At 60.3% G+C, this 26,962-nt stretch carries 24 protein-coding genes, 1 tRNA gene and 1 pseudogene; 13 read left to right on the forward strand and 13 right to left on the reverse strand.

The annotated features are described in order from the left end of the window. Nucleotides 1-3: 3 nt before the first annotated feature. The 9 genes and pseudogenes from R1W01_RS13275 to R1W01_RS13315 all read left to right on the forward strand — a co-directional run bounded on the left by R1W01_RS13275 (nucleotide 4) and on the right by R1W01_RS13315 (nucleotide 9,234). The gene (locus R1W01_RS13275) at nucleotides 4-1,005 is read left to right on the forward strand and encodes an aldo/keto reductase (RefSeq protein WP_297755773.1); all 1,002 of its coding nucleotides are present in this window, start codon (nucleotides 4-6) and stop codon (nucleotides 1,003-1,005) included. Nucleotides 1,006-1,235: 230 nt separating this feature from the next. Further along, entirely contained in the window at nucleotides 1,236-1,499 is a 264-nt protein-coding gene (locus tag R1W01_RS13280; protein WP_243614684.1) for a DUF6525 family protein, read from the forward strand. Between the two features lie 196 nt (nucleotides 1,500-1,695). Beyond that, nucleotides 1,696-3,372 (forward strand): 30S ribosomal protein S1, encoded by a 1,677-nt coding sequence (rpsA, locus tag R1W01_RS13285; protein ID WP_297755774.1) that lies wholly within the window; start codon nucleotides 1,696-1,698, stop codon nucleotides 3,370-3,372. 159 nt (nucleotides 3,373-3,531) lie between these two features. Further along, the gene (locus tag R1W01_RS13290; RefSeq protein WP_297755775.1) at nucleotides 3,532-4,284 is read left to right on the forward strand and encodes an SDR family NAD(P)-dependent oxidoreductase; all 753 of its coding nucleotides are present in this window, start codon (nucleotides 3,532-3,534) and stop codon (nucleotides 4,282-4,284) included. Between the two features lie 214 nt (nucleotides 4,285-4,498). Continuing rightward, nucleotides 4,499-4,816 (forward strand): annotated as a pseudogene (ihfB, locus tag R1W01_RS13295) (integration host factor subunit beta); the annotation flags it as partial. A gap of 3 nt (nucleotides 4,817-4,819) precedes the next feature. Further along, entirely contained in the window at nucleotides 4,820-5,170 is a 351-nt protein-coding gene (locus R1W01_RS13300; protein WP_243614680.1) for a lipopolysaccharide assembly protein LapA domain-containing protein, read from the forward strand. Between the two features lie 41 nt (nucleotides 5,171-5,211). After that, complete coding sequence (locus tag R1W01_RS13305; RefSeq protein WP_411028162.1) at nucleotides 5,212-5,883, forward strand: phosphoribosylanthranilate isomerase; 672 nt, start codon at nucleotides 5,212-5,214, stop codon at nucleotides 5,881-5,883. Nucleotides 5,884-5,985: 102 nt separating this feature from the next. Then, nucleotides 5,986-7,239, forward strand: coding sequence for a tryptophan synthase subunit beta (gene trpB / locus R1W01_RS13310; RefSeq protein ID WP_297755776.1), 1,254 nt, complete (start codon nucleotides 5,986-5,988; stop codon nucleotides 7,237-7,239). Between the two features lie 846 nt (nucleotides 7,240-8,085). After that, the gene (locus R1W01_RS13315; RefSeq protein WP_243614678.1) at nucleotides 8,086-9,234 is read left to right on the forward strand and encodes a slipin family protein; all 1,149 of its coding nucleotides are present in this window, start codon (nucleotides 8,086-8,088) and stop codon (nucleotides 9,232-9,234) included. Between the two features lie 47 nt (nucleotides 9,235-9,281). On the opposite strand, the gene R1W01_RS13320 is transcribed toward R1W01_RS13315, so the two are convergent. Then, complete coding sequence (locus R1W01_RS13320) at nucleotides 9,282-9,602, reverse strand: antibiotic biosynthesis monooxygenase family protein (RefSeq protein WP_297755779.1); 321 nt, start codon at nucleotides 9,600-9,602, stop codon at nucleotides 9,282-9,284. A gap of 114 nt (nucleotides 9,603-9,716) precedes the next feature. Further along, nucleotides 9,717-10,088 carry a DUF2237 family protein gene (locus R1W01_RS13325; protein WP_297755781.1) on the reverse strand — a complete coding sequence of 124 codons (372 nt, stop codon included), beginning with the start codon at nucleotides 10,086-10,088 and terminating at the stop codon, nucleotides 9,717-9,719. Between the two features lie 105 nt (nucleotides 10,089-10,193). Between R1W01_RS13325 and R1W01_RS13330 the strand changes: the two genes are divergently transcribed. Beyond that, nucleotides 10,194-11,558, forward strand: coding sequence for an FAD-dependent oxidoreductase (locus tag R1W01_RS13330; protein WP_297755783.1), 1,365 nt, complete (start codon nucleotides 10,194-10,196; stop codon nucleotides 11,556-11,558). Nucleotides 11,559-11,629: 71 nt separating this feature from the next. Here R1W01_RS13330 and R1W01_RS13335 read toward each other — a convergent pair whose 3' ends face one another. From R1W01_RS13335 to R1W01_RS13355, 5 genes are all read right to left on the reverse strand, one after another. After that, complete coding sequence (locus R1W01_RS13335) at nucleotides 11,630-12,796, reverse strand: serine hydrolase domain-containing protein (protein ID WP_297755784.1); 1,167 nt, start codon at nucleotides 12,794-12,796, stop codon at nucleotides 11,630-11,632. A 60-nt stretch (nucleotides 12,797-12,856) separates the two neighbouring features. Then, nucleotides 12,857-13,894, reverse strand: coding sequence for a DUF2332 domain-containing protein (locus tag R1W01_RS13340; RefSeq protein ID WP_297755786.1), 1,038 nt, complete (start codon nucleotides 13,892-13,894; stop codon nucleotides 12,857-12,859). After that, a complete protein-coding gene (gene pth, locus R1W01_RS13345; RefSeq protein ID WP_297755788.1) occupies nucleotides 13,891-14,574 on the reverse strand; it encodes an aminoacyl-tRNA hydrolase in 684 nt (227 codons plus the stop codon). The genes R1W01_RS13340 and pth overlap by 4 nt, the downstream gene beginning before the upstream one ends. Before the next feature lie 135 nt (nucleotides 14,575-14,709). After that, nucleotides 14,710-15,357: a 50S ribosomal protein L25/general stress protein Ctc gene (locus tag R1W01_RS13350; protein ID WP_243614672.1), complete on the reverse strand. Its 648-nt coding sequence runs from the start codon at nucleotides 15,355-15,357 to the stop codon at nucleotides 14,710-14,712. Nucleotides 15,358-15,490: 133 nt separating this feature from the next. After that, nucleotides 15,491-16,657: an alpha-hydroxy acid oxidase gene (locus R1W01_RS13355; RefSeq protein WP_297755790.1), complete on the reverse strand. Its 1,167-nt coding sequence runs from the start codon at nucleotides 16,655-16,657 to the stop codon at nucleotides 15,491-15,493. A gap of 135 nt (nucleotides 16,658-16,792) precedes the next feature. Between R1W01_RS13355 and R1W01_RS13360 the strand changes: the two genes are divergently transcribed. After that, complete coding sequence (locus R1W01_RS13360; RefSeq protein WP_243614670.1) at nucleotides 16,793-17,233, forward strand: MaoC family dehydratase; 441 nt, start codon at nucleotides 16,793-16,795, stop codon at nucleotides 17,231-17,233. Here the strand turns inward: R1W01_RS13360 and R1W01_RS13365 are convergent. The 3 genes from R1W01_RS13365 to R1W01_RS13375 form a co-directional block, all read right to left on the reverse strand. Continuing rightward, a complete protein-coding gene (locus R1W01_RS13365) occupies nucleotides 17,230-17,919 on the reverse strand; it encodes a hypothetical protein (RefSeq protein WP_297755792.1) in 690 nt (229 codons plus the stop codon). The genes R1W01_RS13360 and R1W01_RS13365 overlap by 4 nt on opposite strands. A gap of 5 nt (nucleotides 17,920-17,924) precedes the next feature. Then, the gene (gene trpA, locus R1W01_RS13370; RefSeq protein WP_297755794.1) at nucleotides 17,925-18,716 is read right to left on the reverse strand and encodes a tryptophan synthase subunit alpha; all 792 of its coding nucleotides are present in this window, start codon (nucleotides 18,714-18,716) and stop codon (nucleotides 17,925-17,927) included. Nucleotides 18,717-18,852: 136 nt separating this feature from the next. Further along, entirely contained in the window at nucleotides 18,853-19,338 is a 486-nt protein-coding gene (locus R1W01_RS13375) for an acyloxyacyl hydrolase (RefSeq protein ID WP_243614667.1), read from the reverse strand. A 258-nt stretch (nucleotides 19,339-19,596) separates the two neighbouring features. On the opposite strand from R1W01_RS13375, the gene ychF reads away from it, so the two are divergent. Next, on the forward strand, nucleotides 19,597-20,694 hold the full coding sequence (gene ychF / locus R1W01_RS13380; protein ID WP_243614666.1) for a redox-regulated ATPase YchF: 1,098 nt from the start codon (nucleotides 19,597-19,599) through the stop codon (nucleotides 20,692-20,694). A 148-nt stretch (nucleotides 20,695-20,842) separates the two neighbouring features. Here ychF and R1W01_RS13385 read toward each other — a convergent pair whose 3' ends face one another. Then, nucleotides 20,843-21,817, reverse strand: a complete 975-nt coding sequence (locus R1W01_RS13385; RefSeq protein ID WP_297755798.1) for a murein L,D-transpeptidase catalytic domain-containing protein — start codon at nucleotides 21,815-21,817, stop codon at nucleotides 20,843-20,845. Between the two features lie 222 nt (nucleotides 21,818-22,039). Between R1W01_RS13385 and R1W01_RS13390 the strand changes: the two genes are divergently transcribed. Then, nucleotides 22,040-22,129, forward strand: a tRNA-Ser gene (locus R1W01_RS13390). 391 nt (nucleotides 22,130-22,520) lie between these two features. On the opposite strand, the gene R1W01_RS13395 is transcribed toward R1W01_RS13390, so the two are convergent. Together R1W01_RS13395 and R1W01_RS13400 are read right to left on the reverse strand one after the other, a co-directional pair. Continuing rightward, the gene (locus R1W01_RS13395; protein ID WP_317275255.1) at nucleotides 22,521-25,142 is read right to left on the reverse strand and encodes a DEAD/DEAH box helicase; all 2,622 of its coding nucleotides are present in this window, start codon (nucleotides 25,140-25,142) and stop codon (nucleotides 22,521-22,523) included. 3 nt (nucleotides 25,143-25,145) lie between these two features. Then, nucleotides 25,146-26,948: a site-specific DNA-methyltransferase gene (locus R1W01_RS13400; protein ID WP_317275256.1), complete on the reverse strand. Its 1,803-nt coding sequence runs from the start codon at nucleotides 26,946-26,948 to the stop codon at nucleotides 25,146-25,148. Nucleotides 26,949-26,962: the final 14 nt, after the last annotated feature.

A 26,962-nucleotide genomic window follows, 5' to 3' on the forward strand; every position in this document is an offset into this window, starting at 1 on the left:
GCGATGCAGATGCGCAAGATGGGGGCCAAAGGGCCGGAGGTTTCGGCGCTGGGGATCGGGGCAATGTCCTTTGCGGATTTCTATGGCCCGACGAGCGAAGAGAATTCCTATGCCATCTTGGACGCCGCGCTTGAATCCGGGGTCAGCCATATCGATACGTCCAACGTGTATGGCATGGGCCGGTCGGAAGAGGCGATTGGGCAATTCCTAAGAGACAAGGGTGCCGGGACGCGGGAAAAATTCCATATCGCGACCAAGGCGAGCATCACCACCGATGCAGAGGGCAAGCGGTGTTTTCGCAATGACCTCGCGCATCTGGAGGGGGAGTTGGATCAGAGCCTCGCGCGGATGGGGATCGAGCAGGTGGATCTTTTCTATATCCATCGCCGCGATCCACAGGTGCCGATCGAAGAGGTTGTTGGCAGCCTTAGCATATTGAAAGATAAGGGGAAAATCGGAGGTATCGGGTTTTCCGAGATCGCGCCGTCTTCGCTGCGTCGGGCGGCGAAGGAGCATCATGTCGATGCGGTGCAGTCCGAATACTCCCTTTCGACGCGGGCGCCGGAGCTTGGGCTCTTGCAGGCCTGTGCAGAGCTTGGCACGGCCTTTGTCGCATTTTCGCCTGTGGGGCGGTCGTTCCTCACGGATGATCCGATCCCCTTCGAGCGCATCGAGAGCCTTCCGTTCCTGAGGGTCAATCCGCGGTTTCAAGCACCGAACTACGGCGAAAATATCAAGGCGACAGAAGCCTTTAGGGCGCTTGCGGCGGATATGGGTGTTGCGGCTGCGGGGCTTGCGATTGCCTGGACTCTGGCCAAGGGCGCGCATGTGATTCCGATCCCCGGCACACGCTCGACGGCGCATTTTGCCGAGCTTGTTGCCGGGGCGCAGATGCAGCTTAGCGCCGAGGATGTGGCCGCAATCGAGGCGGTCTTGCCGGTCGGCTGGGCGCATGGGGATCGCTATTCGGTGGACCAATGGGTCGGGCCGGAGCGGTTCTGTTAGGCCGGAAAATCAACGTCGGTATTACGTCGGTATTGCGTCTGTATCGCGGTGGTGCAGATTCTGCGGGGATGTGGCTTGCGTCTTTTAGCGACCTATGATTGTTACGATATAACGTATCTATTGCCACGGAGACAGGACATGCAGGAAAGGCGCGCTGCATTCTCAGATTCGATACAGGAACGCGGGCCTCGCAAGACGACGCGCCTGCGTCAGATCGGCGAGGTCGCGTGATGGGGCGGCGGAATCTCCGCGCCGGGAATGTGCGGCGCCGGCAGGGCGACCCGATGCGCGAGTTTGATGCCTTGCCGCCGCCGCTTCGGGCATGGCTTCGGCAGGCGGCGCTGCCATGGAGCGCGAAATCGGCCCTGCGCATCTGGGAGCAAGCCTGTCGGGAAGGCGGTGCGGACGCAGCGCTGGCGCGGCTCGCCGCCGCCGAGGCGGGGACACTCGCGCGGGATGCGGTGATCCGGCAAAAAGCCGCCAAACACGGTTGATTTCCCTTTAAACGCGGCTTATAGAGCGCCTGTCGACAAGGCGTGCAGCGCCATAGAACAAAGAGACGAGCAGGGTCGGGCACTACCGGCCCTCTTTGTTTTATGTGAACGGCGTTGCGGCTGACCAACGAAACCCAAGACCGGCGGAGACAACCGCACGGCCAGAAAAAGCACTTTGTAAAGGAAAAGACGCCACATGGCTAACGCAACCATGGAGGAATTCGAAGCCCTCCTTAATGAAAGCTTCGAAATGGACACACCGACCGAAGGGTCTGTTGTCAAAGGCAAGGTCATCTCGATTGAAGCGGGCCAAGCCATCATCGACGTAGGCTACAAGATGGAAGGCCGCGTTGATCTTAAAGAATTCGCAAATCCCGGTGAAGCTCCTGAAATCGCTGTTGGCGACGAAGTAGAAGTGTTCCTCCGCGCGGCCGAAAACGCCCGTGGCGAAGCCGTGATTTCCCGCGAGATGGCCCGCCGCGAAGAGGCATGGGACCGTCTTGAAAAAGCATATGCAGACGATGCACGCGTCGAAGGCGCGATCTTCGGCCGCGTCAAAGGCGGCTTCACTGTCGACCTCGGCGGTGCCGTTGCATTCCTGCCCGGCTCGCAAGTTGACGTGCGCCCCGTGCGCGACGCAGGCCCGCTCATGGGTCTCAAGCAGCCGTTCCAGATCCTCAAGATGGATCGTCGCCGTGGCAACATCGTTGTCTCGCGCCGCGCTATCCTCGAAGAGTCGCGCGCCGAACAGCGTGCAGAGGTCATCGCGAACCTCACCGAGGGTCAGGCCGTGGAAGGCGTCGTCAAGAACATCACCGAATATGGTGCCTTCGTGGACCTCGGCGGTGTGGACGGTCTTCTCCACGTCACCGACATGGCATGGCGCCGTGTGAACCACCCGTCGGAGATCCTGTCGATCGGCGAAACCGTCAAGGTTCAGGTCATCAAGATCAACAAAGAAACCCACCGCATCAGCCTCGGCATGAAGCAGCTGCAGGAAGATCCGTGGGATCTCGTTGCGGCGAAATTCCCGCTCGAGTCGGTGCACACTGGCCGCGTCACCAACATCACCGACTACGGTGCGTTTGTTGAGCTGGAGCCCGGTGTCGAAGGTCTCGTTCACGTCTCGGAAATGTCCTGGACCAAGAAGAACGTGCACCCCGGCAAGATCGTCTCCACCTCGCAAGAGGTTGAGGTCATGGTGCTCGAGATCGACCCCGCGAAACGCCGTGTCTCGCTTGGCCTCAAGCAGACCATGCGCAACCCGTGGGAAGTCTTTGCAGAAACCCACCCGGAAGGCACCGAGGTCGAAGGCGAAGTCAAGAACATCACCGAATTCGGTCTGTTCATTGGCCTCGACGGCGAAATCGACGGCATGGTTCACCTCTCCGACATCTCGTGGGACGAGCGTGGCGAAGACGCCATCCAGAACTACAAGAAGGGCGACGTCGTCCAAGCCGTGGTTTCGGAAGTCGATGTCGAGAAAGAGCGCATCTCGCTCTCGATCAAGGCGCTTGGCGGCGACAAGTTCGCTGAGGCCGTTGGCGGCGTGAAGCGTGGCTCGGTCATCACCGTCGAAGTCACCGCGATCGAAGATGGCGGTATCGAAGTCGAGTATGAAGGCATGAAGTCCTTCATCCGTCGTTCGGACCTGTCGCGCGACCGCGCAGAGCAGCGCCCCGAGCGTTTCTCGGTTGGCGACAAGATCGACGTGCGCGTGACTAACGTGGACAGCAAGACCCGTCGTCTTGGCCTGTCGATCAAGGCACGCGAGATCGCAGAAGAGAAAGAGGCCGTCGAACAGTACGGTTCCTCCGACTCCGGCGCATCGCTCGGCGATATCCTTGGCGCAGCGCTCAAGGGCGACGAATAAGCCAAAGGCCGGAAACGGCAGTAAGATTTGGAACGGCCCCGTATTGCACGGGGCCGTTTTTTCATGTCCAACTGTGGCCGCCGGGCCAAGGCTTTTTGAGAAGCCTTGGGCAAGCGGTTTTGAAACCGCTTGTCGGCGCCAGAGACAAGGGAGAGGCACATGAGCAAGAAAACCGCATTGATCACGGGCGCAGCGCGCGGCATCGGTCTGGCGACGGCAAAGCTTTTGGCAGCGGACGGCTGGCGCATCGCGATGCTGGACCGCGACACTGACGCGCTGCACGAGGCGATCCAAGAGGTCGAGGATGCGGTCTACCTTCCGTATGACGTGTCGGACCCCGAACAGGTCCAGGCAGCAATCTCGGATCTGCGGTCCTCCTGCGGGCGGCTTGATGCCTTGGTCAACAACGCTGGCGTGGCCGATTTCGGCCCCATTGAGGAGACGGATTTCGCCCGCTGGCGGACCGTGATGGCGACCAATCTCGACGGGGTGTTCCTGATGAGCCAGGCGGCGACACCGCTTCTCAAGGCGAGCAAAGGGTGCCTCGTCAATATCGCCTCGATCTCGGGGCTGCGCGCCTCGACGCTTCGGGTCGCCTATGGCACGTCGAAAGCTGCGGTGATCCAGCTCACGAAACAGCAGGCGGCGGAGCTTGGGGAATATGGTGTGCGGGCCAATTGCGTCTGTCCGGGACCGGTGCGCACCAAGCTCGCCATGGCAGTCCATAGCCAGGACATTATCGACGCATATCACGATGCCATCCCGCTCAACCGCTATGGAAGCGAGCGCGAAATCGCGGAAGCCATCGCCTTCCTATGCTCCGACAAGGCGAGCTATGTGACGGGGCAGGTTCTGGCCGCGGATGGCGGGTTTGATAGCACCGGAGTCGGGCTACCCGCGCTGCGCCGTTAACCATTGTGGCCGGAATGGGGTGTATTTCTCATTCCGAATCAATGGCTTCTTCTGCGCTGCGGCAATGGGGTTTTCTAGGCCAGCCATGCCACGGCACAGGAAAACAGGTCTCTGAAGCGCGGGAATTGAGCGGAATCCGGCGTTTTTCCGGCGGAACTGACGCGTATGTGTTTCCGTTTTTCCGGATTGTTCCTATAGTCGGGGCGATGCACGCGCAAAAGACATGCACGCCCAGGGAGTAAACAGTCAGATGATCCGCTCGGAACTCATTCAGAAAATCGCCGATGACAATCCGCACCTGTATCAAAGAGATGTGGAGCGTATTGTGAACACGATCTTTGAAGAGATTATCGACGCTATGGCGCGCGGCGACCGGGTCGAACTTCGGGGCTTTGGGGCGTTTTCGGTCAAGAAACGCGACGCACGTGTTGGGCGCAACCCGCGCACGGGCGAAACGGTGCAGGTCGAGGAAAAGCATGTACCGTTCTTCAAGACCGGAAAACTCCTGCGCGACCGTCTCAACGGGAAGTAATCCATGCGGTATATTCGCTATGCATTCCTCGCCGCGCTGGCGATAGTGCTTATTTCTGTGGCTATGGCCAACCGGGGTATGGTCACGCTGAGCCTTCTGCCCGAGGCGTTGGCTGATCTGACGGGGTTCGGTTGGACCATCGCGCTGCCGCTCTATGCGGTGATCTTTGCCAGTATCGCAGCAGGCGTTTTGATCGGCTTCATCTGGGAATGGCTGCGCGAGCACAAGCACCGCGCCGCCGGTAGCCAGATGCAGCGTGAACTCAAACAGACCAAGCGCGAGATGCGCCGCATCAAGGGCAGCGAGGGCAAGCCGCAGGACGAGGTTCTCGCGATCCTCGACGAGGCGAGCTAGGCCCGTTTGCAAGCGGGTCCGCTTGCGGGTAGAGACAGATCATGGATATCCGGGTCAAGATATGCGGGCTGAAAGAGCCTGAGCATGTGGTTGCGGCGGCCGAGGCGGGCGCGGCCTATGTCGGTCTTGTGTTCTTCGAGAAATCGCCGCGCTACGTGACGCCGGAACAGGCGCGCGATCTCGCCTTGGCCGCGCCGGTCGGGCTCGCCAAGGTGGCGCTTGTGGTCAATGCCGAGGATGCGTTTCTTGATCATCTCTTAGAGACGGTGCCGCTTGATGTCTTGCAGTTGCATGGCAAGGAAAGCCCCGAACGCGTGGCCGAAATCCGGGCGCGCTATGGCTTGCCGGTGATGAAGGCGGTGGGGATTGCCGAGGAGGCGGATCTCGCGGCGCTTCAGACCTATGGCGCTGTGGCGGACCAGCTTTTGGTCGATGCGAAACCGCCCAAGGGCGCAGAGCTTCCCGGCGGCAATGGGTTGGCGTTCGACTGGCGGCTTGTGAACCGGAAATACTGGCCCTGTCCTTGGATGCTCGCCGGGGGGCTCACCCCCGAGAACGTGGCCGAGGCGATCCGCATGACGGGCGCGCGGCAGGTCGATGTCTCGTCCGGTGTCGAACGCGCGCCGGGGGTGAAGGATGCCGGCCTGATCCGCGATTTCGTCGCGGCGGCGACGGGTGTTGGTGCGGCTGCGGCGGTGCCGAAGCTGCGGTAAGGCCATAGGCCCGCGCGCCAACGTCTCAGGCGACCGCTTTCAGCTTGCCCTGTATCCATGTGCGTTCTAGGTAATGTGGACGCGCAGGAGAAGGGCGACCCAATGGCCAATGATCTTTTCAATTCCTTCATGACTGGACCCGACGAAAAGGGCCGGTTCGGCAATTACGGCGGGCGGTTCGTGTCAGAGACACTGATGCCGCTCATCCTCGATCTCGAGGCGGAATATGAAAAGGCCAAGACCGACCCGACCTTCTGGGCCGAGATGGACGACCTTTGGAAGCACTATGTCGGTCGCCCCAGCCCGCTCTATTTCGCGGAGCGCATGACCGAGGCGCTTGGCGGCGCGAAAATCTATCTCAAGCGCGACGAACTCAACCACACCGGCGCGCATAAGATCAACAACGTCCTTGGCCAGATCATCCTTGCCCGCCGTATGGGCAAGAACCGCATCATCGCGGAAACCGGCGCGGGCCAGCATGGCGTGGCGACGGCGACGGTCTGTGCCAAGTTCGGCCTCAAATGCGTGGTATACATGGGCGCGCATGATGTGCAGCGTCAGGCGCCGAACGTGTTCCGTATGCGTCTTCTTGGTGCCGAGGTGATTCCGGTGACCTCTGGGCGTGGCACGCTCAAGGATGCGATGAATGATGCGCTGCGCGATTGGGTGACCAATGTGCGCGACACGTTCTATTGCATCGGCACAGTGGCAGGGCCGCATCCCTATCCGGCCATGGTGCGCGATTTCCAGTCGATCATCGGCAAGGAAGTCAAACAGCAGCTTCCCGAGTTCGAAGGCGAAGGTGCGCTTCCCGATACGGTCATCGCCGCAATCGGCGGCGGGTCGAACGCGATGGGGCTTTTCTATCCGTTCCTTGACGACAAAAGCGTCAACATCATCGGCGTCGAAGCCGGAGGCAAGGGCGTCGACGAGAAGATGGAGCATTGCGCCTCACTGACCGGCGGGCGTCCCGGCGTGCTGCATGGCAACCGCACCTATCTCTTGCAGGATGACGACGGGCAGATTCTTGAGGGATATTCGATCTCGGCCGGGCTCGACTATCCGGGGATCGGGCCGGAGCATAGCTGGCTCAACGATACGGGCCGTGCGCAGTATGTCTCGATCACCGACAAGGAAGCGCTTGAAGCGTTCCAGTTCTCCTGTGCCCATGAGGGGATCATCCCCGCGCTCGAGCCGTGCCACGCGCTTGCGCATGTGATGAAGCTCGCGCCGACGCTGCCGAAGGATCATGTTCTAGTGATGAACATGTGCGGTCGCGGCGACAAGGACGTGCAGACCGTGGCACGCTATCTCGGCTTTGACATGAGCGATACCGAGGGGCGTTCGGCGGACTAGGTAACGCGGTCTGCTTTTTTGAAATGAATGCAAAGAAAGCGGTGTGCACACGTGGCGCCCCGCTTTCTGTTTGGGGAGGTGGCTTTTCGATTGTTGCGCGAGGGGGTAATTTTGTTGCGCACAAGTCACGGTTGTGCCGCGGCGAAAAATGCGGCGTTGAGCGAAACTGCCCCATCCGGCTATTTAGCAGCCCCGGCCCAAGCGGACCGGACCCTAGCGGGCGGAGATGATCATTCCCCCGGTGCAGGCGGCGCTGCCGTTTCTGTATTCCAGGGCCGTGCCGCCGAAAGTTGGTGATTGGTGTAGCTCAGTCTGGAGAGAGCGACAGGGTCAGGTCCTGTAGGACGCGGGTTCGATTCCCGTCACCTCTACAAATGTAGCTCAATGGGTAGAGCAATCGACAGTTAATCGATGTGTCGCAGGTTCGATTCCTGCCATTTGACCAATGGTAAGCGCTCCAAACGCTCGGGGTTCGACTCCCCTACGCCGGATAATCCGGCTCATTCGGGTTCCAGGGTTGCTCCAGCAGGGGCGGCTCTTGCGCCGTGCACCCCGTCGGTGAACGGCAAAGGAATCGCCGCTGCTCTGGTGTCGTGCCGGAGCGGGGATGACGATTGCGCCGGCCTTGGGCCCGCATGGGCATGTTCGCATGATCCAAGCGCGCCTTTGGCCTGCTCTTTCCGCTCGCCCAACTCCTGCGCGATAGCATGGCGCGGGGCGGCCCTGGCGCCTTTTTCAGCCTCGTTTCGAGGCCTTTCACCTGTGGGCAATGTTGCCCCAACCTCAACAAAACAAGGAGTTCGCGTTTTGCGACGACGATAGGACGAGACCGAAAAGGAGACGAAAATGGCACATGTCCTTGAACGAATGATTGACCGGCTGACCGGGCATATCCGGGTTACGCTGATGGAAACCGAGCGGATGCTGGTGCTCCACAAAGGTCGGTTCGAGGCGATCCTCGGACCGGGTGAGCACCGGATCAAGGCGCGAAATGTGGTGCGCGAAGTGCATAATCTGGATCGTCTTCGGTTCACATCTCCCTATGAACGGGCGCTGTTTCGTGAACGGCCTGACCTTGCCGAGGCGCATCTGAGCGAGTTCCGCGCAGAACAAGGCGAGGTTCTTGTCCTGCACCGGGATGGACGGCCTTTCGAGGTCATCCTGCCGGAGGAACGCAGCGTGGTCTGGAATGATGCCGGGCCGTGGACTTCGGAAGCGGTCGGCGTGAGTGAAACGCTCGAAATGCCGACCAGCCTCATGCGGCGCCTTGTACGCAGCGGTCTGACGATGACCTTTCAGGGCGTCGAGGTGGCCGAGGGTCATGTGGGCCTCCTGACGGTGGACGGGGTGCACATGGGCGAACTCGCGCCTGGGACGCACGGTTTCTGGAAAGTGGGTCGCCATGTGGCCGTTAAGCAAATCGACTTGCGTCACCGGGTGCACGAGGTAACGGGCCAAGAGATCCTGACCAAGGATCGGGTCACGATCCGTGTCAACCTCACGGCTGGTTTTCGGGTCGTGGATCCGCTCAAAGCGGTGGGCTTGGTGAAGGACTTCGATGAGGCGCTGCATCGGGCGCTTCAACTTGCCTTCCGCAAGACGCTTGGCGGTCTGACCCTCGACCGGCTTCTGGTCGAGAAAGGGGCAATCCACGAGGAGGCCGCCGAAGCGGTGCGCCGCGAGATGGCCGGGATCGGTATCGAAGTTGGGGAGATCGCGCTCAAGGATGTGATCCTTCCCGGCGAGATGCGGGACATCCTGAACCGGGTGGTCTCTGCTGAGAAAGAGGCCGAGGCCAACGTAATCCGGCGCCGGGAAGAAACGAACGCAACACGGTCGCTTCTCAACACGGCAAAGGTCATGGCGGAAAACCCGGTGATGCTGCGCCTGAAAGAACTCGAGGCGCTTGAAAGCATCGCGGGCAAGGTCGAACGGCTTACCGTGCATAACGGTGCCGAGGGCCTTATGAATGATCTCGTGCGTTTGCGCGACTAAGACATGGACCGGCCCGGGGGTTGCCTCGGGCCGGTTTTCGTTCGGACCTAGGTCTCCAGAAGCACGGTCTCAAACCCCTCAAAGCTCGGCGGGCCCATGATCGGACTTTCGCCTTCGCGCTTGCCTGCGTTCTTGTGGGCGGCGCGGAATTGCTCGGACTTGGTCCAGGCTTCGAAATCTTCCTTGCTGTCCCAGAGTGCGTGGCTCGAATAGAGGGTGTGGTCGTCGTGGGTCGGACCCTTGAGGAGGCGGAACTCGCGGAAGCCTTGCATCTCTTTCAGGCGGCTTTCGCGGCTTTTCCAGATTTGTTCGAAATCGGCTTCGCGGCCGGGGCGGATCTTGAAGCGGTTCATGGCGATGAATGACATGGGAAACCCTATCGTTGTGTCAGTGCGGGGGCGCTGGCTCGGGTGCGAAGGGATGCAGGCACGGGTGGCTGGCTGGCCGCAATGGACAGGAGCCGGGGCCGAAGGTCAAGGCGGTCAGAGCGCGCAGGCCTTCAGAACCCGCAGCGGCACCACATCGAGCGCGCGTTGATGCGTCGCCGAAAGATCGACACGGGGGGCGCAGCCTTCGTCATGGGCCTGCAGAAAGCGCGCGGCGCAGAGGCACCAGCGGTCGCCGGGCTTCAGGCCGGGAAAGGCGAAATCGGGCTGGGGCGTCGAGAGGTCATTGCCGACATAGGCCGAGAAGGCGAGGAATTCGGCGGTCATCACGGCGCAGACCGTATGGTTGCCCTGATCCTCGTAGCAGGTATTGCAATGGCCATCGCGGAAGAACCCGGTCATGGGATCGGAAGAGCAGGGGGTGAGCGGGGCGCCAAGGACGTTCACAGAGGGTTCTTGATGGATCATGGGGGCAGGATGCCACGAGATAGGCCATTCGGCAAACCCGGCGTCCTGTCATAGAGCTGTGACATTCGGCTTGACCTATGCGGGCGTCGCGGAAAGGGTCGGGGCATGAAACGCATTACAGAACCCGCCCGCGAAATCGACGTTGTCCATGAAACCGAAGTGCTTGTCGTGGGGTCTGGTCCCGGCGGGCTTTCGGCGGCGCTCGCGGCGGCGCGGGCGGGGGTGGATGTCACGCTGGTCGAACGGTTCGGCTGTTTTGGCGGCAATATCACGGTTGTGGGGGTCGAGGGGATGCATTGGTATCGCCACGAGGCCACGGTCGAGAGCGACGGCATCCCGCGCGAGTTTGAGGAGGCCGCGAAGGCGGCGGGCGCGGCGGTGCCGGAGAGCCAGTCGCTGAGCTATGAGATCGACTCGGAAGGGTTCAAACTCGTGGCGGACCGGATGGTTGAGCAGGCGGGGATTCACCCGATGCTGCATCGGGCCTTTGTCGCGCCGATCATGGAGGGCGACCGGATCATCGGCATCATCACCGAATCCAAGGCAGGGCGCGAGGCGATCCTTGCACAGGTGGTGATTGATGCGACGGGGGATGCGGATGTGGCGCATCGGGCGGGTGCCCCGTGTGAGAAGGCGGCGCGCGAAGACCTCATGGCGGCCTCGGTGATGTTCCATGCCGCTGGGGTCGACCGGAAGGCGTTCCTTGCCGGTGTGCAGGCCGATCCGCAGACCTACAAGGATTGGGGCGGTGGCGGCGAATGGAATATCGAGACTTCCGGCAAGGAGGACGAGATGTTCTCGCCCTTCCTGCACAAGCCGTTCCAGCAGGCCATTGAGGCAGGGATGATCCCGCCGCATCTCAACACCATTGCCGGCACATGGGGCGCGGCGCATGAGAGCGGCGAGCTGACCTATATGAACCTCGTGCATCTTGCGGGGATCGACGGGACGGATCCGGCGGACCTCACACGGGGCGAGATCGAGGGGCGGCGGCAGGCGATGCTGGCGCTCGAGGCGTTGCGGTCCTTCACGCCGGGCTGCGAGGAAATCCGGCTCCGCAATTTCGGCATGAGCCTTGGTATCCGCGACACCCGCAAGGTGCAGACGGTGTATCGGATGACCGAAGGGGATGTGCGCGAACAGGGGCGGTTCGAGGACAGCATCGGGATTTTCCCCGAGTTCATCGACGGCTACGGCGTTCTTATCCTGCCGACGACGGGGCGCTATTTCGAGGTGCCCTATCGCAATCTCCTGCCGCAGAAGGTCCGGGGGTTGTTGGTTTCCGGGCGGGCGACGGGGGGCGAAAAGATCGCCCATGCCGCGACGCGCAACATGGCGTGCTGCGCGGTGATCGGGCAGGGCGCGGGGGTTGCGGCAGCGCTGGCCGTGCGTCAGGCGTGCGAATTGGACGCGCTTGACGTGGGCGAGATACAACGCGGGCTTTTGCGTCAGGGGGCGCGGGTGCACTAGGGGCCAGCCCCTCTTGCCTGCCAAGGCAGGCAATTCACCCCGGGATATTTTCGGCAAGAGGAAGAGTGGGCCTATTGCGCGGCGTTCGCGATGGCGCGGAACATGGCGACGTTGCTTTCATGGGCGCCGGGCTCGCGGAACTGGCGGTCGGCGGCGTTCGTCGCGATGACGACGCCGAGCGGTTTGTTCACGTAGATGTATTGTCCGTAGATGCCACGCCCGAGATATTCGCCTTCGGTCGCGCCGATGGGCACCCACCATTGATAGCCATAGCCGATGGCGCCCTCTGCGGTATTGGCGCTGGCGACTGTGCTCTCGGCGACCCAGGGGGCGGGCACGACCTGTTGGCCGTTATAGGCACCGTCTTGCAGGAACATCTGGCCGAAGCGGGCATAGTCGCGGGTGCGGATGTTGAGGCCGCCGAGGACAAAGGCGACGCCTTCGCCATCGGTGATGTAATAGGGCGCGTCCTCGTAGCCGAGCGGTGCGATGATCTTTTCAGAGAGGAGCGAGGGGATATCGCGCCCGGTTGCGCCACGGATCACCATACCAAGGATATGGGTGTCGATGGAGACATATTGCCAAGTCGCGCCCGGCGCGGTGAAGGTCTCGGTGAGGCCTTCGGCAAAGCCGTCCATCGTGCCGCCCAGGGCGATCACGCGGCCCATGCGGTTGATGTCGGAATCATAGTCGAGATAGTCCTCGTCGAAGGTCACGCCGGAGGACATCTGAAGCACGTTGCGGATCGTCGCACCGTCATAGGCGCCGCCCTTGAGGGAGGGGGCGTATTTGGTCACCGGGTCGTCGAGAGAGTCGATATGGCCCTCGTCGTAGATCACGCCAAACAGCGCCGAAAGGTAGGATTTGGCGACCGACCACGAGATGCGGCGATCCTCGGGGGCCGTGCCGAGATGATAGCTTTCATGCACAAGCGCGCCGTCCTTGAGGACCACAAGGGCCGTCACCGAGCGCGCGTCGATCCAATCGGCGCTTCCTTCGGGGAGGGTCATCGCCGGGCCTTCGGGCAGCGGAGAGACCGGACCCGCGCCGCGATCCACGGGCGTGGTCAGGAAAAGCGTGTCCATGTTTGAGAAATTGTGGACGATTTTCTCTTCTGAGAACAATGAGTTCACAGCGAGAAGCCGTGTGATCTCTTCGCGTTTCCAGATATAGAGAACGACGGCCGTGACGATCAGAAGCAACAGTATCCGACCGAGCCATTTTCCAAATGTGCGCATTTCACCCTCTCCCTTTTGACGCAGTTGGCCTCAGGAAAGGGCGGTTTGGCAAGTCTAACGTTAGGAGAGTTGGGTCGGGCCTTGCCAGTCGATCCAGCGCCCGTGGAAATCCACACGCCCAAGGGAAAGGCGGTGATCACCGGGCCAGAGGCGGAGGGAGAGTGCGGCGCCCGGGGTTTGGCCGTCGGTTTCCATGGAGAGCCATGCGAGGGGTGCGGCCTCGGTCGCGGCGGCGCCTGCGGTTTCAATGAGGGCGGTGCCGCGGGCCTGAACCTCGGGCGGGAAATACTGCCAGGCGACGGTGTGATAGACGAGGTGCAGCGTGCCCTCTTGCGGCGAGGAGAGGCGGGGCGCGAGCCAGTCGATCGCGTCGGCGCGGTCCACGGGGGCGTCCTGTGCGGCGATGGCGGCGCGCGTCCGGGCGAGGCGTTCGGATTGATCCGGCCAGAGATAGGCCATGAGCCGCAGGGCACCCGCCGGGCTATGGGCGTCGAGCGGGTTGAGGTCGACGCCGCGCCGGTCCGCTATGTGCAGGTCCGAAGGGGTCGGGCAGGGGCCGGTCCAGTCCGGGGCGAGTGTGAAGGCCGCATCGGGGGCGGCGAAATGTGTCTCGCCCGCCTGAAGTGCGAAGCGGTCGAACATCAGGTTCAGACCACCGCTCGCACCGAGTTCGGAGAGGCGCAGGGGCAGACCAAAGCGCGCGGCAAGCATATGCGCAACGGGGATCAGCGCAGCGGCGCGGCGCACCTCGTTGGTTTGCGGCGGGCTTGCGATCCAATCACAGAGAAAGGCGTCATGGGTGTGCAGCGCGGTATCGAGGGCGGCCCAAAGCGCGGGGTCGTCCGTCGCAGCAGGCGGGTAGGCGGCGGCGAGGGACGGGTCGCGCCCAGAGAGACAGAGCGCATGCAGCCCGCCCGCGATCCGAAGCGGTAGGCTATCGGCGTAGGGGGACATGTCGCCGGGCCAATGCGCGACCTTCTCTGCCAAGGCGGTATCCTCGGACCAATGGTCGGCAAGGAGGCGCAGGAGGCGGCCCATGAAGGGGCTATCGAGATTTTCGCAATGGCCAGCCTGCGCGCGCAGAGCATCGCGGATCATTTGAACTTGTCCGCGAGCTTTTGCAGCGGGCTGCGTGTGTCCTCGGGTTCCGGCGCGGATTCTGCGGCGGGTTTGGGGGCGGCGTCTTTCGGCGTGGTCGTGGAGGACCGGGGCGGATTCACGCGCAGGGCAACGGCATTCATGAACTTGCCGGTATCGCCTTCGGCCAGTTGCGGCGCGCCGTCGGAGATCCCACGCAGCAGATCGTCGAGCCACTCCTGATCGGCCTTGGCGAAATCGCGCAGCACATAACCCGCGACGGCGTTCTTGTTGCCGGGGTGGCCGATGCCGAGGCGGACGCGGCCATAGTCGGGGCCGATATGTTGGTGGATGGAGCGCAGTCCGTTATGGCCTGCGTGGCCACCGCCCTGTTTGACGCGGCATTTGCCGGGGGCAAGGTCCAGTTCGTCGTGAAAGACGGTCACGTCGTCGGGCGTTAACTTATAGAAGCGCATGGCTTCGCCGACGGATTGGCCGGAGAGGTTCATAAAGGTCTCCGGGCGCAGGAGCAGCACCTTTTCCCGGCCCAAGCGGCCTTCGGTGATCGCGCCTTGGAACTTGCCCTTCCACGGGCCGAAACCGTGATCTTCGGCGATGCGCTCGAGGGCCATGAAGCCGATATTGTGGCGGTTGCCTGCGTATTTGCCACCCGGATTGCCGAGTCCGACGAAGAGTTTCATGCGCTGCGCCCCGATGATCCTGTAGTCCCGTGATCTATAGGGGCGGGGCGGCGCGGAATCAATCGCGTGGGACAGACGAAAAACGCGGCCCCCGAGGGAGCCGCGTTCAATACAGAGCCGTAAGGGCGGGGAAGATTACTCTTCCGCTGCTGCTTCCTCGGTGGCTGCTTCTGCTTCATCTTCGCCTTCTTCGTCGTCATCCGATGCTTTGAGGCCGGACGGTGCGGAGATGTTGGCAATGACGAAGTCGCGGTCGATGGTCGGCTTGGCGCCTTCCGGCAGGGTGACGTCCGAGATGTGGACGATGTCACCGATTTCGAGACCTGCGAGGTCTACGGTGATCGACTCGGGGATGTCACCCGCGGTCACGCGAAGCTCAACGTCCGGACGCACAACGGTGAGAACGCCGCCGTGTTTGATGCCGGGGCATTCGTCTTCGTTGATGAAGTCGACGTGGATGAAGAGGTTGATCTTCGAGGTGCGGCGCAGGCGCAGCAGGTCGAGGTGGGTCGGAAGGTCTTTGACGACGTCGCGCTGAACGTTGCGGCAGATCACGCGCACGTCTTCTTCGCCTTCAACCTTGAGGTTGAAAAGGGTCGAAAGGAAGCGGCCTTCTTTCAGCTTCTTGAGAAGCGTGTTGAAGGGGATCTGAATTGCCAGGGGATCCTGGTCGCCACCATAGACGACACCGGGAACCATACCATCGCGACGTGCTTGACGAGCGGCGCCCTTGCCTGTCCCCGTCCGGACCTCGGCGTGAAGATCAGGGATCTGTCCAGCCATTTTGTATTCTCCAATATGTTAGGGCAGGGTGCCTCCAAGGCTGTCACCCCGCGTGAAGCCGCGCCTATAGCGCGTTCTTTGCTGTTTGGAAAGAGGATTCGGCGCGAAATCAGGGATCTCGCGCCAAAGCGGGTCAGCCCTGCCAGCGGCCGCCGAAATCCTCGGGAACGAGAAGGATATCGCGGCCCAACTCGTCGATACGGCGACGCCCGCAAAGCGCCATGGAAATGTCGAGCTCGCGGTGTAGAACTTCGAGCGCCGTGGTGACGCCCTTTTCGCCCATTGCGCCGAGGCCATAGACGAAGGCGCGGCCGATAAACGTTCCCTTTGCGCCCATGGAGACGGCCTTGAGGATGTCCTGCCCCGAGCGGATGCCGCTGTCGAGATGCACTTCGACCTGATCGCCGACGGCGTCGAGGATCGAGGGCAGGGCGCGGATCGACGACAGCGCGCCGTCGAGCTGGCGTCCGCCATGGTTGGAAACGATGATCGCATCGGCCCCGACCTGAAGCGCCATCTTGGCGTCTTCGGCGTCGAGGATGCCCTTGAGGATCACCGGGCCGCCCCAAAGCTCTTTGATCTTGGCGATCTTGCCCCAATCAAGGGTCGGGTCGAATTGTTCGGCGGTCCATGCGCCGAGGTCGGCGGCGTCGGAGATGCCGTCTACGTGGCCGACGATATTGCCGAAATTGCGCCGTTTCGCGCCGAGCATACCAAGGCCCCAGGACCATTTGGTCATCAGGTTGGCGATGGTCTTTGCGGTGAGCTTGGGCGGGGCGGAGAGGCCGTTCTTGAGATCCTTGTGGCGCTGGCCGAGGATCTGAAGGTCGAGCGTAATGACAAGGGCGGAACAACCCGCCGCCTTGGCGCGTTCGATGAGGCGGCGCACATAGTCCTCGTCGCGCATGGTATAAAGCTGAAACCAGAAGGGTTTGGTGGTGGCCTCGGCCACCTCTTCGATGGAGTTGATCGACATGGTCGAAAGGGTGAAGGGCACGCCGAATTTCTCGGCGGCGCGGGCGGCTTTGATCTCGCCGTCGGCGCATTGCATCCCCGTCAGGCCCACGGGTGCGAGGGCGACGGGCATGGAGACGTCCTGTCCGATCATTTGGGTCGCGGTGGAGCGGCCCGACATGTCGACGGCGACGCGCTGGCGCAGGTAGATCTTGTCGAAGTCTGAAGTGTTTTCGCGGAAGGTCTGCTCGGTCCAGCTGCCGCTTTCGCAATAGTCGAAGAACATGCGGGGCGTGCGGCGTTCGTGGAGGCGCTTGAGATCGTCGATGCAGGTAATGACGGGCATGAGAGGCTCACTTTTCCCTTGTATTGGTAAAGGTTCTTTACCAATGCGGCGAAAAAGACGCAACGGCATTTTGCGCGCGCTGGTCTGGTCATTGCGGGGCGAGGCGGTAGGCTTAGACGCAAACAGGAGAGCATCATGTATTTTGACGATTTGCCGGTCGGGTATCGCTTTGAGGCAGAGGCCGAGTACGAAGTCACGCAAGAATCGATCCTCGCCTTTGCGCGGGATTGGGATCCCCAGCCGTTTCACACCGATCCGGAAGCGGCCAAGGAGTCGGCCTATGGCGGGTTGATCGCGAGCGGGTTGCAGACCATGGGAATCGCGCTTCGGCAGGTTCTCGAGATGAATGTCTGGGCCGATAGCTCGATGGGGTCTTCGGGTTTGGACGAGGTGCGTTGGAAAGTGCCGGTGCGGCCCGGAGACAGGCTGCGCACGCGGGGGGAAATACTGTCTTCGACACCTTCGGCCTCGCGTCCGGATCGGGGGCGGACCGAGATCGCTTATGAAACAGTGAACCAGCGCGACGAGGTTGTGATGACCTACCGCGCGACGCAGATCCTCAAGCGGAAAGGCTAGGCGCGTTCGGCTTCGAGATAGGCGAGGCTCAGGGCGGTGGCGATCAGGAGTGCGACGGCTTCCATGATGAGCGTCGACAGGATCAGCGACAGGGTGCGGCCGATAATGCCCGTGCCGAAGGGCAAGACCGACAAAAGCAGGGTGCCGATGAGGATCGCGACGCCGGGGCCGACAAGGAAGTTCGGCACGAAGCCCCGCAGCGTGGCCTGACCGCGCGCGAGGGCGCGGCGCAGCGAGGTATCGCCGCGTTCGGCAGACGCGGGCAGGACAGAACCCACCAGGCCAAGCAGGATCGCGGCGGCAGGCAGGGCGATGAGAAAACCAAGCAGCGTCACAAGTGTCTGCAGCCGGGGATTGGCGAAGTCGATGATCTGGATCGCCGAGAGCACCATGAAGGCCGCCGTCATCGTTAGCATCAGCAGGAAGAAGAAGGCCGTGAAGCGCAGGGCATAGCGGAAGATCGGCACGTTGCGCCCGTCGATGCCCTTGGTCGAAAGGGGATCGGACCAAGGGTGCGTCTCGCCCATCTGGATCATGCGGTGGGTGTAGAGCATGACCAATGAGGCAAAGGCGAGCGAGACAAGGCCGACCGCCTGCATGATGCTTTCGAGCATGACGACGGCAAGACAGACCACCGCGTAGAACGCGATGTTGCGTTTGACGGTTTCAATCGCGAGGGCGAACATACGGGTCAGGCGCGATGCGCGCCGTCGGCGAGCGATTTGACGAAGGAGAGCACCTCGGAGACGGGTTTGCCCGCGCCGATCTGGCCGACGATGGCTGAGCCGACCACGGCCCCATCCGCGACAGAGGCGATGGCCTCTGCCCGATCCGGCGTGTTGATGCCGAAGCCGACGATGATCGGCAGATCGGTCTTGGCCTTGATGCGTGCAACTTCCGGGCCAACCTCGCCGGCCTGTGCCTCGGCGGCGCCGGTGATGCCGGTGACAGAGACATAATAGACAAAGCCCGAGGTGTTTTGCAGCACTTTGGGCAGGCGTCTGTCATCTGTGGTCGGGGTGGCGAGACGGATAAAGTTCAGGCCCGCGGCTTGGGCCGGGATGCAAAGCTCTTCGTCTTCTTCCGGGGGCAGGTCCACGACGATAAGGCCGTCGATCCCGGCGGCCTTGGCATCGGCAAGGAAGGTCTCCACGCCGCGGTTATAGATCGGGTTGTAATAGCCCATGAGCACGATCGGCGTCGTGTCGTCCTGTTTGCGGAACTCGGTCGCGAGGTCGAGGGTCTTTTGCAATGTCATGCCGCCGTCGAGCGCGCGCTGCCCGGCAAGCTGAATCGTCGGTCCATCGGCCATCGGGTCGGTGAAGGGCAGGCCAAGCTCGATGATGTCGACACCGGCCCCCGGCAAGCCCTTCACAACCTCGAGCGAGGTTTCGTAGTCGGGGTCGCCCGCCATGACATAGGCGACAAATGCCTTTTTGCCCTTGGCGTTCAGGTCAGCGAATTTGGCGTCAATGCGAGTCATCGGAGCGTCCTTGTGCTTTCGTCGCTCCGATTTGCCGCAAAAACGGTGCGGGAATCAATGGCGTGCGGCAGGAAAAGCGCGAGGCGGGACAGCGTGCCGCCTCTGCGCTACGAAAACGCGGGTCAGAACCGGCGTTTTAGAAGGAACGGTGCCAGCGCAAGAGCACGGTGTTGGCGCCGGGGTTGATGTTGCCGAGGCCCGCATTGGATTTGTGCAGCACGGCCAGCGAAATCTTGTCGCCAGAGGGCAGATGATAGGCGAGGCCAATCAGGCTCCGGAATTCCAGCGTATGGCCGAGATCAGTCAGGGCGCTGTCCTCGAAATAGGCGCCGGGCATCACGCTCGCCTCTGCGGACCAGTCGGACGAGAAGGCGTATTTGCTCACGAGGCCACCACCGACGAAGATGTCACCACCCGCCTGTGCCGAGACGACGCCCCCCCAACCGAGGGTGAAGTTGCCATTCTCATAGAAAGGTGTCGCGTGATATTCGAGCGAGAGGATCGCACTGTCATTCGCGCCATTTTGGTTGAAGTCGGTATACCCTGCGCCAAGAACGAGTTCTTGGGCCGAGGATACACTAGCGACGGCGCAAAAACCGGCCGCGAGCCAGACAGCTTTCATGAAAGATCCTCCGGACAAATCCAATTTGATATCAAGATAATCAAGCGCACCAGTTGCATGGTTGCAAGCGATGACATGCCGAAACGTGCGACTCTGTGGAAAAGTGTGGTTCTTTCGCACATATGCCGCGCGCGCGGGCGCGAAGCAAAGAGGCGGCTTGCGTCGAGGTTAGACAGCCAATAAAGCGATGCGAGCTACTTCAGGGGCCCGGGCACGATCTGCCGTGGGCGCCGCAGGATCATCGAACGGGAGGCCGCTATGGGCTTTAAGATGGGGATTGTCGGTTTGCCGAATGTGGGCAAATCCACGTTGTTCAACGCGCTGACCAGGACTGCGGCTGCGCAGGCGGCGAACTTCCCGTTCTGCACCATCGAGCCGAACGTCGGCGAGGTGGGGGTGCCGGATGCGCGTCTCGACAAGCTTGCGGCGATCGCCGGCTCCAAGCAGATCATCCCCACGCGGATGACCTTTGTTGATATCGCGGGCCTCGTCAAAGGCGCTTCGAAAGGGGAGGGCCTTGGCAACCAGTTCCTGGCCAATATCCGCGAGGTGGACGCGATTGCCCATGTGCTGCGTTGTTTCGAAGACGGCGATGTGACCCATGTCGAGGGGCGTGTTGATCCGGTCGAGGATGCCGAGGTGATCGAGACCGAGCTGATGCTTGCCGATCTCGAGAGCATCGAGAAGCGCCGCGCCGGGCTCGTGCGCAAACTCAAGGGCAATGACAAGGAAGCGGTGCAGCAGGACCGTCTCCTTGCGCAAGCGCAGGCCGTTCTCGAAGATGGCAAGCCCGCGCGCGTTGTCGATGTCGATGCAGAAGACGCTAAGGCATGGAAAATGCTCCAACTTCTGACAACCAAACCGGTGCTGTATGTTTGTAACGTAGGTGAATCCGAGGCCGCCGAGGGCAATGCCCATTCCGCCCGCGTGGCCGAAATGGCCGCCGCACAGGGCAACAGCCACGTTATCATCTCGGCCCAGATCGAAGAAGAGATCAGCCAGCTTGAGGATGAGGAAGCCGCCATGTTCCTCGAGGAAATGGGCCTTGAAGAGGCGGGCCTCGACCGGTTGATCCGGGCGGGGTATGAGCTTCTCCATCTCGAGACCTATTTCACCGTCGGTCCCAAAGAGGCCCGCGCCTGGACCATCCGCCAAGGCACCAGCGCGCCGCAGGCCGCAGGCGTTATCCATGGGGATTTCGAGAAGGGGTTCATCCGCGCCGAGACGATCGCCTATGAGGATTTTATCGCCTCGAACGGTGAGCAGGGGGCCAAGGAAGCGGGCAAGATGCGCGCCGAAGGCAAGAGCTATATCGTCCAGGACGGCGACGTGATGCACTTCCTCTTCAACACCTGAAGACTGCAAGACTGACCAAGGTTAACGGCGAATCGACAGGCGAAACCCCTTGTCGGTATCACGTCGGTATTGCGTCTGTATTGCGGTGGTGGCGATCTCGAAACGCGCGGGGTATTTGGCGCGTGCGGTGCTTTGCGCCTGTCCGGCCTTAATCACAGATCGGCAGAACGCGGGGCGGCTGTTTCGGCAAGGATTGGCGCCACGTGTTGATGATCGGCTGCAGGCGTTGCTTGGGCCAGAACTGCGGCGCACCGATTTTCTCGAGGCAGGCCGTATTCCAATAGAGCCCGGACCCCGCCAGCGTTGCTTTCTTCGAGACCGTGCGCGCCACTGCGTCGATATCGCCGGATTCAGGGTAAATGTAGAGCGTTGTCGGGTTCCCTTCGACCAGCGATATGATCTCTTGCGAGTGATCCTCTGACCATGTGGTGCAGCCATTGCTGCGCCCGCTGGTGTAATCGATCAGGCGGCCAAAAGGCACAAAGCCCTCGTCATCCGCATGCGGATTGTCGGGGTCTTCGAACCGGCATTGCCAACGCACGAAGGCGGCCCGATGCCCACCTATGGCACGCTCTCTGGCGTTCTGGGTTTCGCCTTCTCCGTCGAACAGGATGAAGGTTCGGTAGAAGGGGGTTTTCGCGCCGTCCTCGTGGATGATCCCCTTGAAAGATGTGCGGGTCTCGGCCGTCACATAGGCGCCGCCCGCCGTCAGTTTTGAGCCCTCGGCATTGCTGAAGTTCTGGGCGCATTCGCGGCCGTTGGAGAAATTCGCGCGGTGCAGTTTGCGTCCGTTGCCATAGCCCGACGAGATCGCGCGAAAAGTCCGGCTGTCCTCGCAGATGATATAGAAGCGTCGCCCCGCCTTGCCGTCCTGTCCGGTGCTCGGGCGGGTGGCGTCCATGGCGAAGTAGCAGGCGTTCCGCACCGAGCCTTGCGCGCGTTTCTTTTGGTAGAGTTTCCGGGCGCGGTGCAGGACCACCGACGCGATCTTGCCTTCGCCGACCCCGACATGTGTCTGCAGCCAAGCCGGAACGGGCGCGGGATTGGCCGCCACGGCGCCGGGCAGGCCGACACAGAGCGTGGCAAGAGCGGCAAGCGCAGAGCGGCGGGCGGTCGAAGGCATGGGCGAATCTCCTGCAGGGCGAACCATAGGATAGGCTTACCCCATTTTGGCGGGGTCGCCCAAATGCAGGGCTCTGCCAGTGGCGGAACTTGGCGCGTGCCCGCGGTTTTCGCCTCGCGTCGCCCGAGCGCGCAGCTACGTGGAAGCGGTGATTTCCCCAACCGTCGTTTTCTTCATGCCCCCCTCTTGCCCTCCGCCGCGCGCATCGCTAAACGGGTCGGCGGAGACGTGGCCGAGTGGTCGAAGGCGCTCCCCTGCTAAGGGAGTAAACGGGAAACCGTTTCGAGGGTTCGAATCCCTTCGTCTCCGCCATTAGGCATTGATTTTATTGGGTAAATTCAGATTTCAGAAACTCATTGCATGTCGCATTGTATGTTTTGAAATTGGCTACAAACCCTTAAATCCACGTCGTTGAGACAGCCCTTTGCGCCGCTCCCATCGTCGATCCCAGAGGTACAGGACTTATCCAGCCCGCAAAAATCTGCGATTTTTGTTCCTGCATCGACGCTTTGAAACACAGTCGTCTGCCTGTGTTTCATCAGCTGCAATGAACAGTGCCTCGCGCGGACTGGACCCTTCGTCCTTTGAACGCAACTGATTCAATTCCCCGCCAGAGGCTCATCTCCCTTTCAGTAACCTGGGGGGATGAACCACTGTGCGCCATTGAATACAGTCGCCGTCAACTTCTTGGGCTTGTCATTTGTCAGGGGTCGATCAGATCGGGTAGCTTGGCATCAATGTCGTTCATCAAGACCAAAGCGCATTCGACTATCGAACCGTCATCATTCACAAGCTGCATTTGCCCAGCCGGAGGCGTGTGGTCCCACGCAAACCCGTTGGTAAGAACCTCTAGGACGCTCTGCTTGTATGCGGTATCGAGATTTCCTGCGAGCTGATCGCCTTTTGTTTCAAGCGCCACCAGACGGTTGTTGCCGCCTGATGTATGGGCCGCGAACACGAAGTCTGGATAAATGCGGCCTCTTCTCCAACCTTGCAGGCCGTACTGATGCCTCGCGACGTTTCGGTGCCACCAGGTCACCGTAGCTGCTCCGTCCAGGTGAACGGCCACCTTCGCTTCGTCATCATTGAAGTCAGCCCGATAGTTAAGTTCGAAAAGGCTCTTCGCGATGGGTTGTTGCTTATCGTTCAGCAGAGGTGCTGCATTGGCAGGTTGAAGCGTGATATCCTTGGACGGCATCTTCCAATTCCGGCCATCTACTCGCAGGCGGAACTGGATATCACCGGACGCGACCAGAGACCTGAACAGCGCTTCGGCTGTCGTGGAACGCATTGCCTCCAACGCCTTGCGTAGCTCTGTAAGGATCAGGCCGGCATGCTTACCACGCTTTTCCACATCATAGCCAACATCATCCAGGGCAACGAGAAGATCGGACACGATACCACGCGCGGTGAAGGCATTTGGAACGATGTCCGAAATCGACCTAGTGACGAAGACCGGATCGAACACCATACTTTCGGAGATGATATCACCGTCCTCATTGACGATTTTGCCATCAGGACCGTTGAGACTGAACCGTTGCAGCTGCGAAGTCACTTCAGTGGGGTTGGCGGGGAGCTTCGTTGCCATCTCTTGAGTTTTGAAATTCGTCCAGTCGATCTTTGACAGCAGGTCGGTGTCGTAATCGAAATCCCGAGTTTCAGAACCTTCAACCCAGAGCACCTTCGGCAGATAGATGTCCTTCTTATCAAAGATGTCCCGTCGCGCGACATCTCGGGCAACCCCAGCCTTCGAGCCGCTCCCATCGCCTCCTGGAGTGGTAACCACAAGGTCAGACAAACCATCCTTCTCAAGACCATCTTTGATGGCCTTGATCACATCACCTGTTCCCGCGTGATGCGTCACGACATGGCACTCATCCAGGATTGGAACGTCAGTCTTGTGTGCATAGGGTTGACGCAGGATGCGTCCCACAAGCTGAGTCATGGCGCTCATATTGCTACTGGCAGCCAGTGAGCACAGCACGTAAGCGAAAGGGCAGTCCCAGCCCTCTTGCAGCGCCTGTTTGGTGATGATGACGCGCACCCTGTTGGTCGGAGATAGAAGATCTTGATTCTCCGGCTCTTTCAGGTCGTTCCTCTGCGCCGTCTTGATAGCGACCTCGGCTTCATCAAAGCCAAGCTGTTTCAGCCGGTCCATCACATCAAGTGCGTGAATGAATCCTCCTTCACGCTGATCATCGCCCGTACGCTCCACCTGAACCAACATGATTGGGCGAATGTAGTCACCGCCATCAGCTTCGTAAGTCTCTGCTGCAGCCTGTACTTCGCGCAGCTTGGCAACGCCCACATCGAGGGTTGAATGCCAATCAGAGCTTTGCCGAGGATCGAGGTTCAGCGGCATTTTGATCATGCCTTCTTGATCAAGCTCCTTGCCGGTCACCTCAACCAACAGATTCGCATATCGACCTGTTTTCGTAGCAGATGGAGCAACGTCTTTCGGTGTGGCCGTCAGCTCGAGTACGAAGGAGGGATTGAAGCCATACAAGGTCTTGAAGGCCAGTTCAGACACGGCCTTCTGCCCCTCATCGACTACGACAATCGGGCGGATGATCCGTAGGGCATTCCCCAAGCTGTCTTTGACCATTGCCCACGGCACAACCGCGTCACCATGATCGTAGGTCGACAGGTTCGGTATCGCCTTGAGGAGCTCTTCGTGCTTGTCCTGTTGTCCGGTCGGGGTGAAGCCATGAACATCGCCACGATCCCGGAACATCTTCAAGCTGTCCTGCGTCTCACGGTTGGCCGATTGCAGCATCAGCACCATCACGCAAAGATTCGCGTCGATGTCGCGCCGATCGAGGCGATCATTCTTCTCCATGATCTTCACGCGACCAGCAGCTGCCCGATCCAACACCTGCCGGTACGGGTCCTGCCGGTCTTTCAGGCGTCGCAGGGTTTGGGTGTAAATGGCTTCGTTAGGGACGATCCAGAGCACAAAGCCGCTGTTCGAGCCGATGTAGCTTCCTAGGATGCGAGAGATCGAGTTGACGGCGAGATAAGTCTTACCGCCACCGGTAGGGACTTTCAGCGTGATATTGGGAACAGACCGACCAATCCCGTCTTTCCGCTCAGAAAACGGGATTGGGTCTTTGGTTTTCTTGTCTATCCGTGTGGGTAGGAAGCCCGATTGCTTACGCAGCGCTTCCCAGGTCGCCGCAGCAAAATCAGGAATAGGTATCTCAATGCCTGGGTTGGCCGCAGCGACAGCTTCGACCTGATCTGCCTTGGCCTTCTGCGTTTTCAGCTCCGCAAGGTAGGTATCGAGCGCCTTCATCACGCGCTCTTGGTAATCAAGCGTGCGCATGCCTTATGCCTTCTCGACGCGATACAGCGCGTAGGGCAACGGTGCGAACTCGACCTTCAGCCCTTCCTTCGCAAGCATCTTGGGGTTGGTGTGATTGGCGGGCGCAAAGACCAGGTGTCGTGCCTTCGGGTGCTCTTCCCCGATCTTGCGGGCAAAGGACAACGACAGGGCCGCGTCCGGTGTTTTCAGCCAGTCCAGCTCCGGTTTGTAGACCAGCCAAAGTATCTGGCCGTTGGCCTCACCCATAAAGAACGTATCAGAATCCACCTTGGCAGGATCACCAGGCAGGTTGGTGGCGGTATGGAACAGAACCGTCGCCAGGTCGACGAAGGGGGGAAGTGTTTCCCCGGTCAGGATCTTGTCCATCTCGATAGGTGCGCCGAGGGTGCAGTAAGTGAACTCGCCACCAAGGCCTTCAACTCTTTTTTCTACCTTTTTCTCGCCTGTAACTATCAATTCGCCGTTTTTCACGGTTTTCTTTATTTCATCGAACTCATGGCCATGCAGATTTTCTATTTTCTCAATTTGTTCCTTGAGTCGATCCGCCTTGTTCAACCAGGACCACGTTAGCTTTTCGCGAAGCAATTCCGTTTTGGTTTTTCCTGTGAAGTCGTAGCCTTGAGATACCCGCCGAACTCGCTCTGCGGTCAACTCGTTAGCGTACCCCTCCATTTCGACCAAAATAAACTTTCTATTTCCACTATCTTGCTGGTTAGCTTTCAAAACAGAGTGAGCGGTAGTCCCCGATCCAGCGAATGAATCCAAAACGATAGAGTCGGCATCGGTAGCGACTTTTAGAATACGATCTATCAGCTTTGTGGGCTTGGGAGTGACGAAGATATCCTCTTCGCTTCCGCCCATGATTCTAACAATTTCCGTTTTTGAGTGTCTCGTGCTGCCAGCATCTTGCCAACGCCATAACGTTTGCGGCACGACGCCATCCCGAACTTCCGAAAGAAACTTTTTGACGTTGGGCTCGGATTTCCCATCCGCACCCCAGTAAATCCGATTATCTGCATCCAGCTTCCAAAACTTGTCTTCAGAAACTGTCCAGTAACGCCCCTTTGGTGGGCCAGGAATGAGCCTGCCACCTGGGATTTGGATGGAATACTCTCCTTTGGAGTAATAATTTCGGGCATCCAGGTCTCCAGTCATCCAAGGTCCGCGTGGGTCATTGTCCGAATTTGTATATCGCGCGGTCATTGCTTCCGTGCGGTCAATGAGGTTGGGCCGCCAGCTTTCCTTGTCTTTGGCGTAAACTAGCAAGTAGTCATGATCGACGCTGAAATGTTTCGCGGTATTCTTTGGGCTGTCTGCCTTTTGCCAAACAACAGTCGCGACATGACTCTCATCGCCAAAGATCTCATCAAGAATTTGCTTCCCTCGATGGAACTCATTGTCATCGAGAGTCACCCAGAGTGACCCACTTTCTGAAAGAAGATCATAAAGAAGACGCAGGCGGGGCCACATCATTGCGCACCATTTGTCATGCCTTAGTTTATCATCGGTGTTAATCGGGTTGTCTTGCAACCACTCGCGGATCATCGGTGCATTGACGCTATCACTGTAGGACCAGGATTCATTTCCAGTATTGTAAGGCGGGTCGATAAAGATGCAGTCCACTTTTCCAGCGTAAATCGGCAGAAGAGCTTTCAAGGCGTGCAGGTTGTCCCCCTGTAGGATCAGGTTTCCGTCCAGGCGCGGATCACCAATTCCTTTGTCAGCGTGCATCTCCAGCGGGCGATGCGGCACGGTCAAATGGTGGTTGTAAACAAATTCTTTGCCCTTGAAATAAAGCTCGGTCACGCTGCCCTCCGTTA

This window comes from Shimia sp. FJ5, from assembly GCF_032918335.1.
Taxonomy (GTDB): domain Bacteria; phylum Pseudomonadota; class Alphaproteobacteria; order Rhodobacterales; family Rhodobacteraceae; genus Shimia; species Shimia aestuarii_A.

Bases quoted from the DNA above. Each gene is read 5' to 3' on its own strand.
- R1W01_RS13385 (WP_297755798.1), bottom strand. From the start codon at position 21,817: ATGCCTTCGACCGCCCGCCGCTCTGCGCTTGCCGCTCTTGCCACGCTC.
- R1W01_RS13305 (WP_411028162.1), top strand. From the start codon at position 5,212: ATGGATATCCGGGTCAAGATATGCGGGCTGAAAGAGCCTGAGCATGTG.
- R1W01_RS13315 (WP_243614678.1), top strand. From the start codon at position 8,086: ATGGCACATGTCCTTGAACGAATGATTGACCGGCTGACCGGGCATATC.
- R1W01_RS13320 (WP_297755779.1), bottom strand. From the start codon at position 9,602: ATGTCATTCATCGCCATGAACCGCTTCAAGATCCGCCCCGGCCGCGAA.
- R1W01_RS13280 (WP_243614684.1), top strand. From the start codon at position 1,236: ATGGGGCGGCGGAATCTCCGCGCCGGGAATGTGCGGCGCCGGCAGGGC.
- R1W01_RS13375 (WP_243614667.1), bottom strand. From the start codon at position 19,338: ATGAAAGCTGTCTGGCTCGCGGCCGGTTTTTGCGCCGTCGCTAGTGTA.
- R1W01_RS13350 (WP_243614672.1), bottom strand. From the start codon at position 15,357: ATGGCTGGACAGATCCCTGATCTTCACGCCGAGGTCCGGACGGGGACA.
- R1W01_RS13360 (WP_243614670.1), top strand. From the start codon at position 16,793: ATGTATTTTGACGATTTGCCGGTCGGGTATCGCTTTGAGGCAGAGGCC.
- R1W01_RS13335 (WP_297755784.1), bottom strand. From the start codon at position 12,796: ATGCGCACATTTGGAAAATGGCTCGGTCGGATACTGTTGCTTCTGATC.
- trpA (WP_297755794.1), bottom strand. From the start codon at position 18,716: ATGACTCGCATTGACGCCAAATTCGCTGACCTGAACGCCAAGGGCAAA.
- R1W01_RS13300 (WP_243614680.1), top strand. From the start codon at position 4,820: ATGCGGTATATTCGCTATGCATTCCTCGCCGCGCTGGCGATAGTGCTT.
- R1W01_RS13355 (WP_297755790.1), bottom strand. From the start codon at position 16,657: ATGCCCGTCATTACCTGCATCGACGATCTCAAGCGCCTCCACGAACGC.
- R1W01_RS13325 (WP_297755781.1), bottom strand. From the start codon at position 10,088: ATGATCCATCAAGAACCCTCTGTGAACGTCCTTGGCGCCCCGCTCACC.
- R1W01_RS13365 (WP_297755792.1), bottom strand. From the start codon at position 17,919: ATGTTCGCCCTCGCGATTGAAACCGTCAAACGCAACATCGCGTTCTAC.
- trpB (WP_297755776.1), top strand. From the start codon at position 5,986: ATGGCCAATGATCTTTTCAATTCCTTCATGACTGGACCCGACGAAAAG.
- R1W01_RS13395 (WP_317275255.1), bottom strand. From the start codon at position 25,142: ATGCGCACGCTTGATTACCAAGAGCGCGTGATGAAGGCGCTCGATACC.
- rpsA (WP_297755774.1), top strand. From the start codon at position 1,696: ATGGCTAACGCAACCATGGAGGAATTCGAAGCCCTCCTTAATGAAAGC.
- pth (WP_297755788.1), bottom strand. From the start codon at position 14,574: ATGAAACTCTTCGTCGGACTCGGCAATCCGGGTGGCAAATACGCAGGC.
- R1W01_RS13330 (WP_297755783.1), top strand. From the start codon at position 10,194: ATGAAACGCATTACAGAACCCGCCCGCGAAATCGACGTTGTCCATGAA.
- ychF (WP_243614666.1), top strand. From the start codon at position 19,597: ATGGGCTTTAAGATGGGGATTGTCGGTTTGCCGAATGTGGGCAAATCC.
- R1W01_RS13290 (WP_297755775.1), top strand. From the start codon at position 3,532: ATGAGCAAGAAAACCGCATTGATCACGGGCGCAGCGCGCGGCATCGGT.
- R1W01_RS13275 (WP_297755773.1), top strand. From the start codon at position 4: ATGCAGATGCGCAAGATGGGGGCCAAAGGGCCGGAGGTTTCGGCGCTG.
- R1W01_RS13340 (WP_297755786.1), bottom strand. From the start codon at position 13,894: ATGATCCGCGATGCTCTGCGCGCGCAGGCTGGCCATTGCGAAAATCTC.